The following is a 17,701-nucleotide window of genomic DNA, read 5'->3' on the forward strand; positions in this document are numbered from 1 at the left end:
AAAGGTTAATATATACAACCATGAAATAACCTTAAACATACATATAGTTAAGTTTCTGGATAAGAAGAATTGATTATTTTTAGTAAACGATAAATATTACTATCTTTATTAATAACTGAGTACCAATAGTTTTTAAATTTTTGTGTTTTATAAAAGGATAAAACTTTATAGAAATGCTGATCTATTCAAAACCATACTCAATTTAAACCACAATCAAAATTTTAATAATGACTATTCATAGAAACATAAAATTGACAGTAGCTATATTGACTATAATATTTTCATCACCTGTATTCGGACAAACTCCTTCAAAATTCTATGATCAAGCTAAAATAGAGGTATTTCACCCCGATTTTAAAAAAATAATTGACCCTCTTATAAAAATTGAGTTACTAGCAGAAGGTTTCCAGTGGACAGAGGGACCGGTATGGGTTCAAAAAGGTAACTATCTCTTGTTTAGCGACACAAGGCTGAACACCATATATAAGTGGTCCTCAAAAAATGGAGTAGAGAAATTTATACAACCTGCAGGATACCAAGGAACTGAGATCTACAGTGAAGAACCAGGTACTAATGGGCTCGTGATCAACAAAGAAGGATATCTCGTTGCATGTGATCATGGGAATAGACAAATTGTTCAGATCGATCTCAATAAACGAAAATTTACACCATTAAGTACACACTGGAAACAGCTCAGATTTAATTCCCCTAATGATATCTGTCAACATGATCATGGAGATTACTTTTTCACTGACCCTCCTTACGGACTCCCTAACCGGGAAGTGGATACTATAAATAGAGAGATCATTAGTAATGGTGTATATCGACTAGATTCCTTTGGAAACGCGATCCAAATAATCTCTAATTTAACAAGACCTAATGGTATAGCACTTTCAACAAAACAAGATAAACTGTATGTCTCCATTAGTGATCACAAGCACCCATTTATTATGGAATATTCTTTAAATAATAAATTGGAAGTGGGAAAACCAGAGGTTTTTGTTGATTTCAAATTAAAGTTTCCATCAGAACCAATGGCTGCCGATGGTATTAAAGTACATCCTGACGGATATGTTTTTGCCGCTGCTGGAAGCGGAATTATCATACTGAACGATAAAGGAGATGTAATAGGTAGAATTAAACTCGGAATTGCAACGGCAAACTGTAATTTCGGTGGAGATGGATATCTATATATAACTGCCTCTGATAAACTCTTACGCGTTCCCCTTCTGAAATTATAATATCCAAATTTCAGAACATTCGATTTACGTATCACATAAATCTTGATTTCCAGCACTTGCTATCCCCCCTTTAGCAATGATGTTTTTGTTTCAGCTGACAACCAAAAGAATACAAAAAAATGTTGTTATAGCAGAATCGCTCGTAAAAATTAAATTTTTACCTGCTTATAATAAAAATGCTACACCGCAAATTCCATAAAAATAGAATCACATCCTAATTATGTAAAGTTATTTTAATTTTCCTATTGCAGGGTTAATTAATTATGATTAAAATTGATGAATTATAAATAAGAAATAAAATAAAAAATGAATTTAATTCCCTAATAGAACAAAATTAGTTTTAAAAAATACCATTCAAATCTAAACTCATTAATTTTTATTAAATATATTTTTATCAAAAACCTAAACCCGTAAGATTCTTATGACTAGATTTACACAAAAAATGATGTTAATTCTGTTGATTTTCACAAGTCAACTTGTTATTAACTGTTCTTCAGACAATGATCCAATTAATGAAGAAATTGAAAACCCAACCGGATGGATGGATGATCTGGAAAGATCACTTGGTACAGGTACTAAGGCCAAATTAAATAATTGGGTAGAAAAAGGATTAGATAATACGAAGCTAAAAGAAGCTTTCTCTAAAACGAGTGATAAAGCTGGTTTAATGACTAAACTTGAAACTGCAATCAGCATTTATCACCAAAGAGTTCATATAGAAGATTGGAACAATATTCCAGGAATCGCAAAATCTGATTATAAATCAAATGGTTTATTGGCAGGTATTAACCATCCGGATTGGAATGATCCAGCTTTAGATCTACCAGCTATTGAGGCCGCCAACTTTGTTGATGCAACAGCAACGGTTCTACCTTCCGGAACAAAAATTTACCGGGTAACCGGAGGTAATCCTGCAGGAGGATACTGGACAAAGGAAAAACCAAAATCTGTTGGAGCTGTTATTGGTGGTACTGCCGTTCAGCCCGCTTGGAACGATTTTAGTAAATGCTACGAATATGAAGTTCCACAAAAGCAGACTTTAAAAGTTTGGCAGGGAATTACCGCAAAACAACCTATTGCAGCAGGTGTAATTAATCCACACCTACCTGGAGGAGAACTGCAGTTATTCATCCCTCCAGCAGTTAGAGACGATGCTTTTAAAAAATTAGTAATACAAATTCCATTATCATGGTAAGTTCAGAGAAAATAAAAAATGATTATCTAAAGTTATTGCAACTAATAGAAAAAGAAGCCGCAAATGAAACCACTATTCAAGCATATCTAAACTATCTCAATAACTACAAAGACAGATTCATAAACGAAGATAACATTCAGCACGGTCAGGAATTGAGAGAATTTTTGAAAGGGGCAAATAGATTCTCAGATGAATTTTCATTTTCTAATCAAAATATTTCTCAAATACGGACATTAATCAATAGTATTTATGAGTCACTAAACAACTCATAATAGATCAGACCATTAAAGATTGCTATCTTTTTATGCAGATAGCAGTCTTTTATGTCGAAATAGACATTTTATTCACAATAGCTTCTTGCTCAAAAGGGATAAAAATTACACTTCAATTCATTGGTTCTTATTCAAATTTTGCATAATTTTTTCTACAATTGCTTTTGCATCATCACTTACTCCAAAAACAAGTCCTGATTTTTTCTTCCGTAACCAGGGAAAGCCTATGCAATAAAAACCCTCCGTTAGCATTTCACCATCTACATGCTCAGGTCTTCCCTTATCATCAACTAAAGATGCATTTAGATAACTAAAGTCATATCCAAACCCTGTAGCCCAAATTATTGTAGCTATATCAAAGTCTCTTAAACAAAGTATACGTAAATCGGAAGCTGAAACATAGTTATTATCAGGACAATCTGAAAGATCCTCCTCTTCTTCTGAAATAAATGCAGAATGCTTTTCAAGGTAAGCATCTACTTGACTCTTAATAAAAACCGAGGTTTCATCTGCATAATGGATATTACTTTTAGCATTATCGTCAAAATATAGATTTTCATCATCTACGCCTTTTAAACCACCAAGAATTGTGACCCCTATACTATACAATGATTGATAACTTACCGTATGTCCTAACAAACCTAGACCTGAAACTTGAGGTTGCACAGCAAGTAAATGAGATTTTTCTTTTAACAACTTACTGGACATATCCATCATCCCCATCCGATCCATCCATTCCATGATATCTTTCCCTTTATAGCGGCGTGGTGCTCTTGCGACTTTACTTCCAGCTAAATATACTTTTCTCTTTGCCAGAGCCAGTTCTTCAGCAATCTGACAACCTGATTGCCCACCTCCCACAACCAATATATTTCCAGTAGGCATTTGTTTCACATTCTTATATTCGGAAGCGTGAAATTGTTTTACATGAGCAGGTACGTTTTTCCATAGCTTGGGCAATGAAATCTTATTCATAATACCCGAAGCGATTACAACTGCTTTTGATAAAAATGTATAAAATACACCCTCCTTTTCTATATTAACAGCAAAACCTATGTCAGTTTTTTCAATTCCGATTACTTTATGGTTTTCTAATATAGGTAGGTTAAATGTTCGAACATACTTTTTCAAATACATTACAAATTCTTCTTTAGTCATAAAGTATTCCCTTTTATTAATCGGAATATCCATACCAGGAAGAGTGGTCATCCAGTTCGGTGTATTCATTTTGAATGAATCCCAGCGATGCTCTTTCCACGAATAACCAATAAAATGCTGCTCCAATACGATATGTTTTATTCTATGGTTTTTAAGATAATAGCTTATGGCCAGTCCAGCTTGCCCAGCTCCGACAACAATAACATCCTGTATTTTTTCTACTTTCATTTTTAAACTGTCTTAAAAAAAAATTCAACTTATGAAGGAATAAAGCAAATTGTATATCGAGTTCATTCCAAAACAATACATAAAAACTTATTTGCTTACCTTTGTACAAATATTATCATTACATATCGAGAGAAGATAACGCAATAGAGATTAAAACCTACGCAATGATGCAAAATCAGGAATTAACTATTATCCAACGCAATAGTCTAAAAAGCGAAAAGTTTTCTGCTTATTCGGAAAAGAAACATAATATAAAAACAAAATCAGGTGGTGCGTTTTTTTTTCACGAAACGACCTTTGATTCGTTACAATTTATCCAGTGCAATTACACATTAATTAAAGAAGAGCAACTCCAGATTAATATTGAAAAAGAAGCTCTTGAAATGCACTTCAGATTAGATGGATCTAGTGGAGCTTATCGTTCCGGACAACCATTGAATCTTATAAAAGGAAGCAATACTATAACATATTTAGAAGATCATAGACAAGATATTGTGATGTCTCCAACTGAAACAGGAAGTTTTTTGGAAATTAGGATAGGCCAATCTCATTTTGAAAAATTATTAAGTGATTTTGTTTCTGACACATCAAATCTATTCTCAGGAACTGTGATGACCACTACTCCAGCAATGCGTAATACAATTGCTCAGATTCAAATTAACCCTTACAATCAAAAGATGCGCGGGCTATATATGGAAGCAAAAATGACAGAACTTTTCCTACTGCAATTACAAAAATCCAATAATCATCCCCACCAAAAATCTCTCTCTTTTGGAAAAATGGATAGAGATAAACTCTTTCATGCGAAGCAACTAATCGAGCAGCACATGGACCAATTCCTAACCATCACACAACTGGCTCAACTTATTGGCATGAACAAACGGAAACTTATGCTAAGCTTTAAAGAGCTTTTTGGAATGACAGTATACAGCTACATCAAAGATCTGAAAATGGAAGAAGCAAAAAGGCTGTTGTTAGAAGAGGATAAATATGTAAATGAAGTGGCAGACCACATCGGTTATCAGAATCCCCAACATTTTATAACAGCATTTAAAAAGAAATTTGGCATTTCTCCAGGTACACTAAAACAGTAAAACTTCTAGCACTTAAGAAAGTTATACCTTAGTAAAGTGAATAGAATAGTTCACTCATCTTACTCAAAAATAATAAGAAAGCATTCTGTAATAAAAAATAAAAAATGGAAATTACAACTTTAGAAAATATCAGAATTGATTACATTACAGAAATTTTGAACCAATCATTTTCTGATTATATCGTTCCATTTCAACTTACTTCTCAGCAGTTGGAATATAAAATTTTCACCGAAAACATCCGGCTTGATTTATCTTTAGGAGTTTTTTATTCAGGTAAATTAGTTGGTTTTATGCTTCATGCCTTAAATCATAATGGTGAAAAATTGGTCGCTTATAATGCTGCTACTGGAGTCATTCCTGATTTTCGAGGACAAGGTTTGGTAGGTAAAATGTATAATTACTTAATCCCAAAACTAAGAGATCTTGATGTAGATCATATGGTACTGGAAGTTATTGTCGGTAACCAACGTGCAATACGCGCCTATGAGAAAATGAATTATCGGGTTAATAGAACGCTAGATTGTTTTAAAGGATCTTTTGAATCAGATAAGAAATCCAGTTTTTTATCTATTAAACAAGTAGAAAATTTTAAATGGGATGATTTTATATCTTTTTGGTCAATTAAACCATCTTGGCAAAATTCCATAACAACTTTAGAAAAAAGCAAAGATAAGATTACTATCCTCTGCGCGTATTTAGAAGACGAATTGGTCGGATATATAATCTATAATGCTCAGACAAAAAGAATACAACAAATTGCAGTTCCTACAATCCATAGACGGAAAGGCATAGCAACACAATTGATAAATGCGATGACACAATCAACCGGATCAAAAGAACTATATGCCTTTAATATCGACAATAGTTCTTCAGAAAGCACTGGATTTTTTAAAAGTTTAAGTCTTGAAAATAATGTGTCTCAACTTGAAATGATAAAAAATATATAAAAAGCTAGGAAACTAATGATTGGCGGTGTCGCTGCACATATTGTTTTTTGATAATATATAGCTTATAGTAATCATAAGAGCCTATGATCAATAGGACAAAACATACTACGTAAAATGTCTTATTGGTCAAAAAAGCAAATGATAAACCACTTAACAGCCCGCCCGCAACATAAGCCATTACTATACTCAACAATAAATTAAACTTATCAACAAGTGCTTTATTATGTCTGTTAGATTCCTTTGTAAACATAGAAATCAGAATAGCCAGATCTGTTGTAAGCCCAGTCAAATGAGTCGTTTTTACTACTGAGTTTGAAATACTGGCAGTCAATCCATTTTGTAGCCCCATAGCGAATAACAACGCCCCCACCAAGATTTCTGTTTCCTGTAAAGAATCTTTATAAAAAAAATCCAGATAAATGCCGACAAATAATATGCTTAATATTTCAAGAACTAAAGGTATAGAATGAGTAAGAAAAGCACTAAAACGCCCCTTTCCATGAATAATAATCATATTCGAAAGCATACTGCCGATTAAAAATAATAATATCCAGAATAAAACTACAGCCCCCTGATACCAGTTACCCTTAGCAATCTCTTGAGCAAAAATGGCATAATACCCCGTTACATTTGAGGTAAATGAAAAAAAAACGATGACCGATGCGACATTGACCATACCTGCTGAAAAAGCAGTCAAGGATCCCAATTTAATATTGTCTTGTATCGTGCGATGATTACTATATTTTCTTAGCATAATTTATTTTTTCTCCTTTCTCCAACACAATTCGTGCAATTCCCTTAGCCTGTAGATCTAAATTAAGATGTAGTATTAATCTGGTATCACTAAGTTCATGTATCACAAAACTTTCCACAAGTTTATCGTCTTTCCGTAGCTCCAAAATATGACCTCTTCCCTTTAAAAACCAATTATATCTATTATCATGATGATGGGCAATATAACTGCGGCTTCCTTTTCTTTCAAAGTGCCACAAACCGTCTTGAAGAGGCGGTAAATGTGCAATCAGAGTATTTTTAATTTCTTCATGAATCGTCGATTGCTTTTGAAAAGATGGCATATTATCCACTTTTTCAAAATACCATCCTTGTTCGACCCATTCTCCTTCCAACATACGCTCTGGACTTTCATAAAACATCACCATAGTTGTTGCTAAAAAAAGAAGCAAAGCAAGTAAGATAAAGTTGAATTTAACCAGCAGATTTATTTTAATAATTGACATCCCATTTTTTTTTAAAGAATAAATCAGATAAAACATTACACTCAAATTTCTCAGTACTGGGTTTCTGTATAATTCCGACTTGCCCCAGTTTACGCGCGTTCAACCGCAGTAAAACCTTTCCTACATCAAAAAAATGCTTAGTTCTTTTTTCAAATGCATAATTTGATGGCACTCTGATTTCATCAATCTTTGCGCCTAATAAATAATTATGTAAGTAATTTGAATTGTCGGTACCGATGATATCCGTATATATGACCAACTTCCGATCTTCATAGCGATTACAGATCATCTGGCAAGCTTTAATAAAATCTTCCGAATGAAGATCTGACAGTTGATCCTCCAGTTTAATACCTAGCAATTCACTGATAGACGTACTACTGCGGTTGCCATATACCAATACGACCTCCACTTCTTTCGCCTTCGAATGTTCGAGACTTTGGATCACAAATAAAAGGGAATCTATTGTAAAATCACTAGGAATCAATATACGTTTCTTCATATCAAATTACTTTTGATACAAAGTTAACACCGAGAGATTGCAATGGAATGAAGCTGAAATTAGCTTTCTATTAGAATTTCAAAGCTGAAATTAAAATGAGATTAAAACAAATGAAAAGATTAGAATAGGATTAAAATTTAAGATAAGTAGGGAGCTCTATTTCAACTGTTGTTCCTTTTCCTACAGAAGATTTAACTTTTAACGTCCCCTCGTGTAATTTAATGATATTGCGAGCCAAAGGCAAGCCAATACCATAACCGTCAATACCATCGGTATTTGAAGCCCTAAAATAAGGATCATAAATATGTTCCAAATCTTCTGAAGGGATACCTATGCCCTCATCTTTGATCAAAATAAACACCTTATTATCCAAAGCACCTAAAGCAATATAGGCAGTCCTATTAGATGAGTACTTACAGGCATTACTAATAATATTGGACAAAGCCAATTGAAGTAAAATAGCATTTCCATTAATTTTAAGACGCATACTGTCATCTGGCAATAAGTCAAAATCAGTAACAATACGAAACTTATCATTAATAGCTTTGATTGTCAACTCTGCATCCATTATAATTTGATCAATACGAACAGGACTAAAAGAAGATGAATTACTGACAAAACCAGTACGTGCCAACAACAAAAGTGCCTTTGTTTTTTTTTCTAAATGCTCAGCAGATGAAATAATTTTCAAAAGAGTTTTTTGATAATCTTCTTTACTTCGCTCTTTTGATAGCGCCAGATCTGCCTGCCCTATTATGGAAGTCAAAGGAGTATTCAATTCATGTGAAGCATTACTGATAAAATTTTTCTGAGTTTCAAATGATGTCTCTAATCTTGTTAACATATTATTAAAAGTGCTGGCAAGATCCTTAAGTTCCCCTTTATATTTAACTTCATCCAATCTTTTATGTAAATTTTCAGAACCTATTTGTTGCACCTCCTTCATCATTGTTAAGATAGGCTTCAAAAAAGAACGTTTCATAAAAACGGAAACTACCAAAATAAAAAGTATACCCAAGATTAAACTAATTATCAGCAGATTTCGAAGATATGCAAGATGATGCGTATAAAAGTAGTTCTCAGCAGAAGCTCCAATTATATACCTCCGTCCATCCTTTTCAAAAAATTTGGTCGAATAAAACTGACTATCGGATTTAAAATTAGAAACACCTTTTTTATCGATCTTACTCCATAGCTTTCGATTAAAACCGCGACTCTTAACAATATTCCCAGCGGCATCAAACTCGACAAGAAATTCGTGCTGATTATCAAGATTCTCAATAAATTCTAAGCTCCATTGGTTATTTTGATCTGCGCTACCATTATTTAAAAACTTCTCAGCTGCTATATTCCGTCTCAAATCTAACCGTTTATAAAAATCGCGAAACGCAAAATTGGAAATAGAATAAAAAATAAAACCAACAAAACAACAGACATAGATAACCAGAATGGTAATGAGGTAAATAAGCTTTTTATTATAATTATGCATAAAATCTTAATCTTCGACTTTTAAAACATATCCCATACCGATCACTGTATGTATAGCTTTTTTGGATGATACTTTTTCTATTTTCTTGCGGAGATAGTTAACATACACATCCACTACATTAGAACCAATATCAAAGTTTATTCCCCATACCCGATCAAGCAGTTCGCTACGCTCAAATACTTTTTTGGGATTTTGGATAAACAATAAAAGCAATCGATATTCTGTACTCGTAAGCGTTAATTCTTGTTTTTCACAATAAGCTATTTTTTTATAATCATCGATTTCAAAAAAACCGTATTTATATATCTCATGGACTGGTTCCTGATCCCGCTGTGTAGCCTGAAGTATGGAATGCTTGCGTCGAATCAAAGAACGAATTCTTGCTTTAAGTTCAATCAGTTTAAAAGGTTTAGAAAGATAGTCATCAGCCCCGTTGTCCAAACCCAGAACAACATTTTCGGGAGTTCCCAAGGCAGTTAGCATCATCACAGGTAAATCAGTATAACCCCAAAACCGGATTTGTCTACAAATCTCCAGCCCATTGGTACCTGGTAACAATATATCCAACAGTACGAGAGATATATCATGATTGCTAAGCAGCTCCTGCAATAAATTTGCTTTATTTAAATGAATTACCTGATAACCGTCCTCTTCCAAGCCCTGAACAATCAAATCAGCTACATCTTGTTCGTCTTCTACCAAGATAATTTTTTGTTGCTCTATATTCATGACATGATATCTGATTACCTTTTAATTCCTTCAAAAGATAAAAATAAGCTTTTGGTAACTCACACACAAATTTGAAGACATATCGGAGCAAAGAATATGAAACCAGAGAACATGCTAGAAAATAAAAAGTGAAATACCTTATTATACTTTGGTGTTTTCAGCACGAAATAAATAAAATAGAAGAAGGTCAGAAACGGATCAATTAAATTATAAGAATTGCAAACCAATTCCATCAACTCTCGTATCTAACCATATTTTTTCTCTTGATTTAAGTACTTGATTTGGACAAGAATGACGCAAGATGAAATCATCATTGTCCTCATTCAGATAAGGGTTGATATCATCTTGATCTGATAAATAAACAATATTAAACACAGCATCTTGATCATCTGCATTAATATCAGATTGTAAAATTTTAACATCTTGAGTCATTAGCCACTTTGATGCTTCGTCTTTATTAAAGTATTTTAAATGTAAGATATCTACACCAAACTGCTCCAATTCTTTAGTGGCCCTATCTGGAAAAAAGTTAAGCAGATAACCTTTATATACCTCTATGTGATTATTCCTAAGCGCATAATTTCTTACAATAAGTCTGTGAGGATTATATTCAAAATTGAACATCATAGGATTTTCCATAAAACCATAATGCAGATTATATTGTAAAATACGCGCATCCATATTGATCTTTTCGTTTTTCATAATTGGCATAATTTAGTATAATCAATAACATTAAATTACCTAAATAGTTCGTACAATTGCTAATTTCCTAACACTTTAAGCAATATTCTCATTCATTTACTATAAACCACAAAAAATAATATGACGATGAATTCAATTCAAAATCTGAAAGAAGATTATAAACCGTAAAAATTAGAATAGATTAAAAATCAACAAGATCAAGGTATCTTAATCTATTCCTAAATTTTCATTATTAATTTCGGTCTAATTTCTCCATCCATCTTAATAACAACAAACAACCTGGGGCATACACAGCACCGTGATCAAAACCCTGTAATTGGAATAACTCCGTTTTAGAATGTTTTAAGTTTTCGAGCACTTTGGCCAGATGTGCATTCTCCTCATATCTGGCAGGTAATTCTAATCTAGCATCACCTGTAATCAACAAAGTCGGAGGAGCATCCTTTCTAGCAAAATGAATAGGTGCATACTGATCAATAATGGGTATTTCCATTGACTGTTTACGTTCCTTCTTGATAGTGTAATGGGTATTTGTTTGTCCGCTGATAGGTGCTATACCTTTGATCTGGTTAGCATCTATATGGTATTTCTTCAGATAGCTCACATCCAATCCGACCATCAATGCTAGATAACCTCCAGCCGAATGCCCAGATACATATATTTTAGTAGGATCACCACCATACTTTGTGATGTTATTGAACGCCCAGGCAACAGCGGCAGCAGCATCATCAATATAATCTGGCCCCTTTACTTTGGGACTCAATCTATAATTAACAGCAATTACAGCAATCCCCTTTTCCTTAAGCTCCAATGGTACATATTTTTCTCCTTCCTCTAATCCTCCGCCATGAAACCATACGACTGTAGCAAAACTCGATTTGTCCTCCGGAAAATACAAATCTAACTTACAGCGCTCTTGTTTATACATATCTTTTTCAGACTTTTCTACATAAGAAATATCTTGCAACAATTTATAACCCTGAGCTGAAGAAGTGAAATTAGTTAAGATTAAACAAAAGAATACAAAAATTTTATACAACATCATGATCTAATTTAAAAACGCATACATAAAACTGGCAAATAAAAATATAGTAGTCATATCTATTCCGACAGTGCAGTATCTTTATCAATCGCTAATTCTTGATTATAAGCGTTTACAAAAGTTCCTTTCACACGTTCTGAATTATAAAGATACATCCCCCATAGCACACTGTAGATGATATTCTTCACATTTGTAGAAATTACATCGGGAGCTAAAATATTACTCATATAAAAATAATTAAAAAAAGTAAAAACAACATTTGAAAGAAACATCACAGCGAGCACAACAATCATAGTTTGTGGGAAAAGATCTCTTTTTTTACTAAATAAATAGATGCAGTATATAAAACCCATTAAGAGAATGATATTTAATAAAATTTCACTCGCAACAAATATTTTATGAACATAGTCCGGAAAATAACTAGTATACCTATAACTCTCCCAGATCTCCTGAGTTAGATACCCAGACTCAAAAAAATTATACGCAACTCTTAGAGTAGTAATTACCATCGAAATAATTAATAAAATCAACCATCCCCCAACTGAATGGTATTCGGGCTCCTCGTATAATTGAATCATTGAAGATGATGCTGTTTTATTATAGCGAAGTATAAAAATAACACAGATTAAAATAATGCAAACACATCCAAAAATTGTAAGCATACTGATTTTACCTGAAATATTAGAGCCGACGATTATTCCATTATCCTCAATATAATATGCATTGTACAATAAAACATCTCTGTTTTTAAAATCATCAACATATTGTTTTTTATCACTCGATGCTACGAAAGGATTGTGGAATCCAAAATTGTAGCTGATAATAAGCGTGTCTTTTGACGTTTTAACAGTTTTACCAAAATAATAAGAATCACGATCAATGAAAGAGCTCTCTCTTTCTGGATTAAATTCAACCCCGCCATGATTTACGATGCGAATATCATATTCTAAGCAATACGGAAAATACAAACCAAGAGGCGCTAAACCTTCTGATGAATTAAGTTCAGGTAAATTATTATTAATTTGACTCGCATATATGCCAAAGATATTTTTATTTGACGCCTCATCTTTTTCACCAATTTTCTCAATATAATACCTCTCTGTTACATGAATAATATTTTTATCAAACTCATCTTCAAATTTTAGTGACTCTTTAATGGAAATTTTGGGATACATTTTTTTGTAGTAATCCAAATAACTCTTTTGTATCTGATTTTTTGCACTTTCTTTAAATGAAGTTCTTATAAAGTCTGCACTAGAGGCGCTATAGCTCGTTTTAACCTCTAAAATTGCTCCGCCCTTACTATCTAGCAAATAAGTTTCTGAAATTTTTGTTAATCCATTGACATTTTTATCAACAGATGTCAAATGCTTCGAATCATCGATTTTTAAAACTCTACCATAGTAAGGGAAATATAAATCTGTAATCCCGCCACCTTGATTAGTGATGGTAGGGTCAATATACTGTTGTCTGTCTCCAATCTCAATAGCAGCCACAACATGATTAAAAGCACCTGGCGATGGTAGATAATCTTCCATACCATATGTAAGGTACGAATTCGCTAAAACCAAAGATCCTTTTATTCCTTTCCGTTTTAACATGGAAATCATCAGCAACGATTTATCTTTACAATCACCGTATCGCTGATTAAAAATTTTTTCCGGTGTGTTAGCACGATGAGAAAATTCACCCAGCTCAACTCCCATATAACGAATATCATTCTGCACAAAGTGTGTTACCTTTTTCAGAAATTTCATCGAATCTCCCTGAGAATCATCCCAATATCTATCAACTAGAAGTGCTAACGGAGAACCGTCTTTAAAATCTACAGTTGGATTAGTCCGCGCCATCCAGCCCCCTACTTCTGACCAAGAATTAAATTCTGTACACTCTATCCATTGTAGATTTGTATACCATGCAGGCGCATATTCATCAAATTCAACGGCAGGAAACGACTGCTCTTCCCAGCTATAAGAAACGTGATTACTACCTTCTTCTATAAGCGGTTTACTAGCATTGTTATGCGATTTAAAATTTAACTTCCTATTTTTCGGAACAATATAATTAACTACTGCCAAACCGATAGGTTCATAAGATTGCAGATAATATTTGTCAAAAAACTTATTTTCAAAAACAGGATTAAATCCCTTCAAACTATATGAAACGATAATCTTATCGTCTTTTCTTAAATCATCCAATATATAATAAGCAGAATAAGTTCCATTATAGATAAATCGAGATAAATCGGTCTCAGTAGCAACTAAGGTAAATTTACCGACATCAAGCTTATCAATAGTTTTCCCATCCCTAATTACTTTCAATTCATGAAGAGTAACCTGCTGATACTTTGGATCAAAGTTTATTGAAATTTGACCTGCATTTTCAGCACCGTTACTATCAAATAAAACTTTAACATCTCTAAAAAACTTAATTTGCTCTCCTATATTAACCTGATATTCAATCAAATCATAATAATACCCTTGTCCTATATCTTTAATATCAATTTTTGAAGGTGAAAGTTTATTCGCTCTAACCCAAGTTGGAACAGGAGCTTTATTAAGTTTGTTATTAGCCAGAACATGGCTATTAAACAAAACCGCTATAAAGAATAAAAAAAATAAATATGAATTAAATTTCATTGGTTAATAATCTTATGTTAAAGATATAAAAATTAAATTATTATCGATATGACAAGCAAAATTTTGCTTTGTTATAGACATAAAGATCAAGATGATAAGATATAATATAGACAACTAAGATATAATATATACACACAGTTCTAATCTGAAAATAAACAAGGTGATCAATAGAAACAACATCACAAAAATCACCGAATAACCCATTTTCAACTATTTATAATAAAAAGAATTGGCTCATTTTACTCATCCCTAAAAAGAATATCTGCAAACATTTTCGTCTCCTGGCTGTTGATTCTAATAAAGTACACATTAACATATGTGACACAGGTATACAATTTTTTAACAAACACCCGAATAAACCTATACGAATTCGTGGTGCATAAATCGCAAAAAAATGGCAATAACAACCAATAGATTATCACAGACTCTTAGTAAAGCTTTGAATGATCAAATTACATTAGAAGCATATTCTGCTCAAGTATATTTAATGTTAGCTTGTTGGGCTGATCAGAATATGTTAGATGGTGTCAATTCGTTTCTTATGAAGCATTCCCAAGAAGAGCGCGTACATATGGCCAAAATAATAGAATATATTCAAGAAAGAGGTGGATCTGTAAAAATTGATGCAATAAAGAAACCAGAACCAGAACCTAAAAACATTCTAGAATGCTTTGAAATGGTACTGCAACAAGAAATAGAAAATACAGAATCTATCTATAAAATAGTAAATTTAAGTATGCAAGAAGGTGATTGGGCAACATGGAATTTCCTTCAATGGCTTGTTAATGAACAACGTGAGGAAGAGAAACTTGCCTTAGACTTATTAGACAAAGCTAAATTGGCTGGAGGTGAAGATATGACAGATAATGCCCGATTTGAACTCAACAAACTAATCGGAAATACTGGGCAAGAGTTTCCAGTTGCAGATCAAGTAAACCCGCTGGCATAAAATACATATAAAAAAAGGTAGCTTAAATCAAAAGCTACCTTTTTATTTTTCTGAAATTACCTATAGCGACCGCTTAGCCAGTAAGGAAATATCTAAAGAATTATGAGACAATTTATCCACAAGACCATCCATTAATTCTAATTGCTCTGTAATTAATAGCTCGTCACTCTGATCACTAATATGCGCTTTTGAAACAGCTGTTTTCAAGGCAAGAATTTCTAATGAATCAGTGGCAAACAAAGTATAGGTCTTTTTTAATTTCGAAAGAATCTTGTTCATCAGCCGTTCATGCTCCTCATGAAAGGCTAAACCGGAACTATGGTCCAGCATATTTGTAAAGGCCATAGCATAGGAAATCAATTGATGTGTAAAAATAGAAAAGTCATTTAATTCCTTTGTGAACGGGCGTTGAAATATAGGTTCATTCAATATACGTTCATTTAGTGCATTCAATTCCGCTAAACTGAGATAAATTTCTTTCCTAGCCAATTTATAATCCGCAATATCGACTTTATCACCCGATAACTTACGAAAACTAACAGATAAGAAATGTACATTCGCCTGTATCACATTTTTCAAATACGTCTTTACTGAATCACTTTCCCAAGTAGGAAATATGAAATGAAAAGATAAAAATGAAAGCACACAGCCAATTACAGTATCCAATAGACGTTCCTTCAATAAAAGAACGCCAAAATCATCTACTCCTGTAAAGAAATAATAAGCAATTAGAAAAAAGGCAGTTAGAAAAAACGAACCATAAACATATTTACTTCTTAAAAAAGTAAAAGTCAATAGCATATAAACTAACATGAGACCTAGGAGTACATAAATATTTGTGATCAAGAAAATACTTGATAATCCCAACATGCCCCCCAGAAATGATCCTTTCAATCGATCAATACTTCGTTGTTTGCTTAAACTGAAACCAGGACGCAGAATAACAATTATGGTAATATAAATCCAAAAACTATGTTTTGTCAAAGCAATGTATTCTGGAAAAAAAACAGGAAGTGTTTTAGTAATAACAAAAGCAACCAACATAACAATAGCGACACGAAGTGAGTGTCTAAAAATTGGTGACTTTAAATTTAAATGTGCCTGTAATGCTGGCCACGAAAAGGTTCTTTGTTTAAAGAAACGTTCTTTGTGTGCAAGTAACTCAGAGTGATCATGAACTTCCTCAGATTTAGATAAAATACGATGAACCTCTCTTATTTTCTGCATGACATAACGGATATTAACAAGGATTTTCTTCAATACGATTGTCGTTCCTTGCTCTCGGCTCTCTAAAGCGATAACCTCAGCATAGGCTTTATCCCACTGTCCTGTAAATTGAATAGCTGTCTTCGGTGGCTTCAATAAACTGATTGGAGTCGTCAGTCGCTCCAATTCTTGAGCACAGCTAATTAACAATTCAGGTATGACCTGATAAACCTTTGTATGTCCATATTTTTCACGAATCTGATAATAATCATGATGAGAAGCATTTATTCTTTCAAACAGTTCCATCAAGGTCGCGAAAATAAAAGTAAGCTGTTTATATTGGTAACTTGCAAATTGCTTCTCAGTAGCCGCAGAAAATAAAACTTCACGTACATTTTCCTGTCGTTGATTCAATATTACATTGATCTGAATAACACGTTTATGAGTCTTTGCAATCGCAGTATGAACATCAAAGAAGCAAGCTTTGATACGCAATAAAGTACCGATCTTATAGGCACACTCCGCCAGAACCTGTTGACTGACCCGATAAGGTCTCATGTAGCGTACTGCTAACACAAAAATCATATACCAGACTGCACCTCCAGTCATCAATAAAGCCTCTGTTATAGGATGACTGCTTTCATGTGTCAATGTCAAACTAAAAAATAGAGCCAATAAACAAGAAGCTCCGATTCCCATAGCTCTGATACCAAAAACACTGAGCATGCAAGCTGCAAAAGAGAAAAAAGCAATAAACAAACCAAGGAACACATCTGAAAAAGGAAGTATACGCGTGAGCATACTCATTGCGAAAATAACAGCAACATTGATAAACAAGGACTGACGGCGTTCCCGGTAAGGACCAACCAGATCTGGAGTACTTGCAATAATGCTACCTATTCCTAAGGTTACACCATTGTGCAAATGGCCGAAACAAGCAAATATTACAACCGAAATTAGCACTGCCACCGTAATTTTTAATCCTTCATGAAACGGTTGACTATTGATAAAGAACCGTGCCTTTTGCCATACTATTTCTAAATGATCACGCAATGTAGGTTATATTATTAATG

General features: G+C 33.3%; 16 protein-coding genes. 6 read left to right on the forward strand and 10 right to left on the reverse strand.

Annotated features, from left to right (window positions below; all coding sequences use genetic code 11):
* The first annotated feature begins 227 nt into the window (after positions 1 to 227).
* From FHR29_RS14795 to FHR29_RS14805, 3 genes are all read left to right on the forward strand, one after another.
* Positions 228 to 1,241, forward strand: a complete 1,014-nt coding sequence (locus FHR29_RS14795; protein ID WP_021189787.1) for an SMP-30/gluconolactonase/LRE family protein — start codon at positions 228 to 230, stop codon at positions 1,239 to 1,241.
* A gap of 421 nt (positions 1,242 to 1,662) precedes the next feature.
* A complete protein-coding gene (locus FHR29_RS14800) occupies positions 1,663 to 2,436 on the forward strand; it encodes a hypothetical protein (protein WP_031288159.1) in 774 nt (257 codons plus the stop codon).
* A complete protein-coding gene (locus FHR29_RS14805) occupies positions 2,430 to 2,708 on the forward strand; it encodes a hypothetical protein (RefSeq protein WP_021189784.1) in 279 nt (92 codons plus the stop codon). Before FHR29_RS14800 ends, FHR29_RS14805 begins: the two co-directional genes overlap by 7 nt.
* Positions 2,709 to 2,825: 117 nt before the next feature.
* Here the strand turns inward: FHR29_RS14805 and FHR29_RS14810 are convergent, their stop codons facing one another.
* Positions 2,826 to 4,094: an NAD(P)-binding domain-containing protein gene (locus tag FHR29_RS14810; protein WP_168128051.1), complete on the reverse strand. Its 1,269-nt coding sequence runs from the start codon at positions 4,092 to 4,094 to the stop codon at positions 2,826 to 2,828.
* A 164-nt stretch (positions 4,095 to 4,258) separates the two neighbouring features.
* Between FHR29_RS14810 and FHR29_RS14815 the strand changes: the two genes are divergently transcribed.
* Positions 4,259 to 5,188: a helix-turn-helix transcriptional regulator gene (locus FHR29_RS14815; RefSeq protein ID WP_183915548.1), complete on the forward strand. Its 930-nt coding sequence runs from the start codon at positions 4,259 to 4,261 to the stop codon at positions 5,186 to 5,188.
* 104 nt (positions 5,189 to 5,292) lie between these two features.
* Complete coding sequence (locus FHR29_RS14820) at positions 5,293 to 6,135, forward strand: GNAT family N-acetyltransferase (protein ID WP_168128049.1); 843 nt, start codon at positions 5,293 to 5,295, stop codon at positions 6,133 to 6,135.
* A 4-nt stretch (positions 6,136 to 6,139) separates the two neighbouring features.
* Here the strand turns inward: FHR29_RS14820 and FHR29_RS14825 are convergent, their stop codons facing one another.
* From FHR29_RS14825 to FHR29_RS14860, 8 genes are all read right to left on the reverse strand, one after another.
* A complete protein-coding gene (locus FHR29_RS14825) occupies positions 6,140 to 6,889 on the reverse strand; it encodes a YoaK family protein (RefSeq protein ID WP_132771972.1) in 750 nt (249 codons plus the stop codon).
* Positions 6,873 to 7,373, reverse strand: coding sequence for a hypothetical protein (locus FHR29_RS14830; RefSeq protein ID WP_031288155.1), 501 nt, complete (start codon positions 7,371 to 7,373; stop codon positions 6,873 to 6,875). Before FHR29_RS14830 ends, FHR29_RS14825 begins: the two co-directional genes overlap by 17 nt.
* A complete protein-coding gene (locus FHR29_RS14835; protein WP_132844018.1) occupies positions 7,360 to 7,872 on the reverse strand; it encodes a hypothetical protein in 513 nt (170 codons plus the stop codon). The genes FHR29_RS14830 and FHR29_RS14835 overlap by 14 nt, the downstream gene beginning before the upstream one ends.
* 130 nt (positions 7,873 to 8,002) lie before the next feature.
* On the reverse strand, positions 8,003 to 9,232 hold the full coding sequence (locus FHR29_RS14840; RefSeq protein ID WP_183915550.1) for a HAMP domain-containing sensor histidine kinase: 1,230 nt from the start codon (positions 9,230 to 9,232) through the stop codon (positions 8,003 to 8,005).
* Between the two features lie 135 nt (positions 9,233 to 9,367).
* Positions 9,368 to 10,090: a response regulator transcription factor gene (locus tag FHR29_RS14845; RefSeq protein WP_132771974.1), complete on the reverse strand. Its 723-nt coding sequence runs from the start codon at positions 10,088 to 10,090 to the stop codon at positions 9,368 to 9,370.
* Between the two features lie 207 nt (positions 10,091 to 10,297).
* Positions 10,298 to 10,792, reverse strand: coding sequence for a hypothetical protein (locus tag FHR29_RS14850; protein WP_168128047.1), 495 nt, complete (start codon positions 10,790 to 10,792; stop codon positions 10,298 to 10,300).
* 232 nt (positions 10,793 to 11,024) lie between these two features.
* Positions 11,025 to 11,837 carry an alpha/beta hydrolase gene (locus tag FHR29_RS14855; protein WP_232789302.1) on the reverse strand — a complete coding sequence of 271 codons (813 nt, stop codon included), beginning with the start codon at positions 11,835 to 11,837 and terminating at the stop codon, positions 11,025 to 11,027.
* 56 nt (positions 11,838 to 11,893) lie between these two features.
* A complete protein-coding gene (locus FHR29_RS14860) occupies positions 11,894 to 14,473 on the reverse strand; it encodes a DUF3857 domain-containing protein (RefSeq protein WP_183915552.1) in 2,580 nt (859 codons plus the stop codon).
* A 394-nt stretch (positions 14,474 to 14,867) separates the two neighbouring features.
* Between FHR29_RS14860 and FHR29_RS14865 the strand changes: the two genes are divergently transcribed.
* Positions 14,868 to 15,422, forward strand: a complete 555-nt coding sequence (locus FHR29_RS14865) for a ferritin (RefSeq protein ID WP_021189770.1) — start codon at positions 14,868 to 14,870, stop codon at positions 15,420 to 15,422.
* Between the two features lie 60 nt (positions 15,423 to 15,482).
* Here FHR29_RS14865 and FHR29_RS14870 read toward each other — a convergent pair whose 3' ends face one another.
* Positions 15,483 to 17,681, reverse strand: a complete 2,199-nt coding sequence (locus FHR29_RS14870; RefSeq protein ID WP_183915554.1) for an FUSC family membrane protein — start codon at positions 17,679 to 17,681, stop codon at positions 15,483 to 15,485.
* Between the last annotated feature and the right edge of the window lie 20 nt (positions 17,682 to 17,701).

The organism is Sphingobacterium sp. JUb56 (assembly GCF_014191365.1).
Taxonomy (GTDB): domain Bacteria; phylum Bacteroidota; class Bacteroidia; order Sphingobacteriales; family Sphingobacteriaceae; genus Sphingobacterium; species Sphingobacterium anhuiense.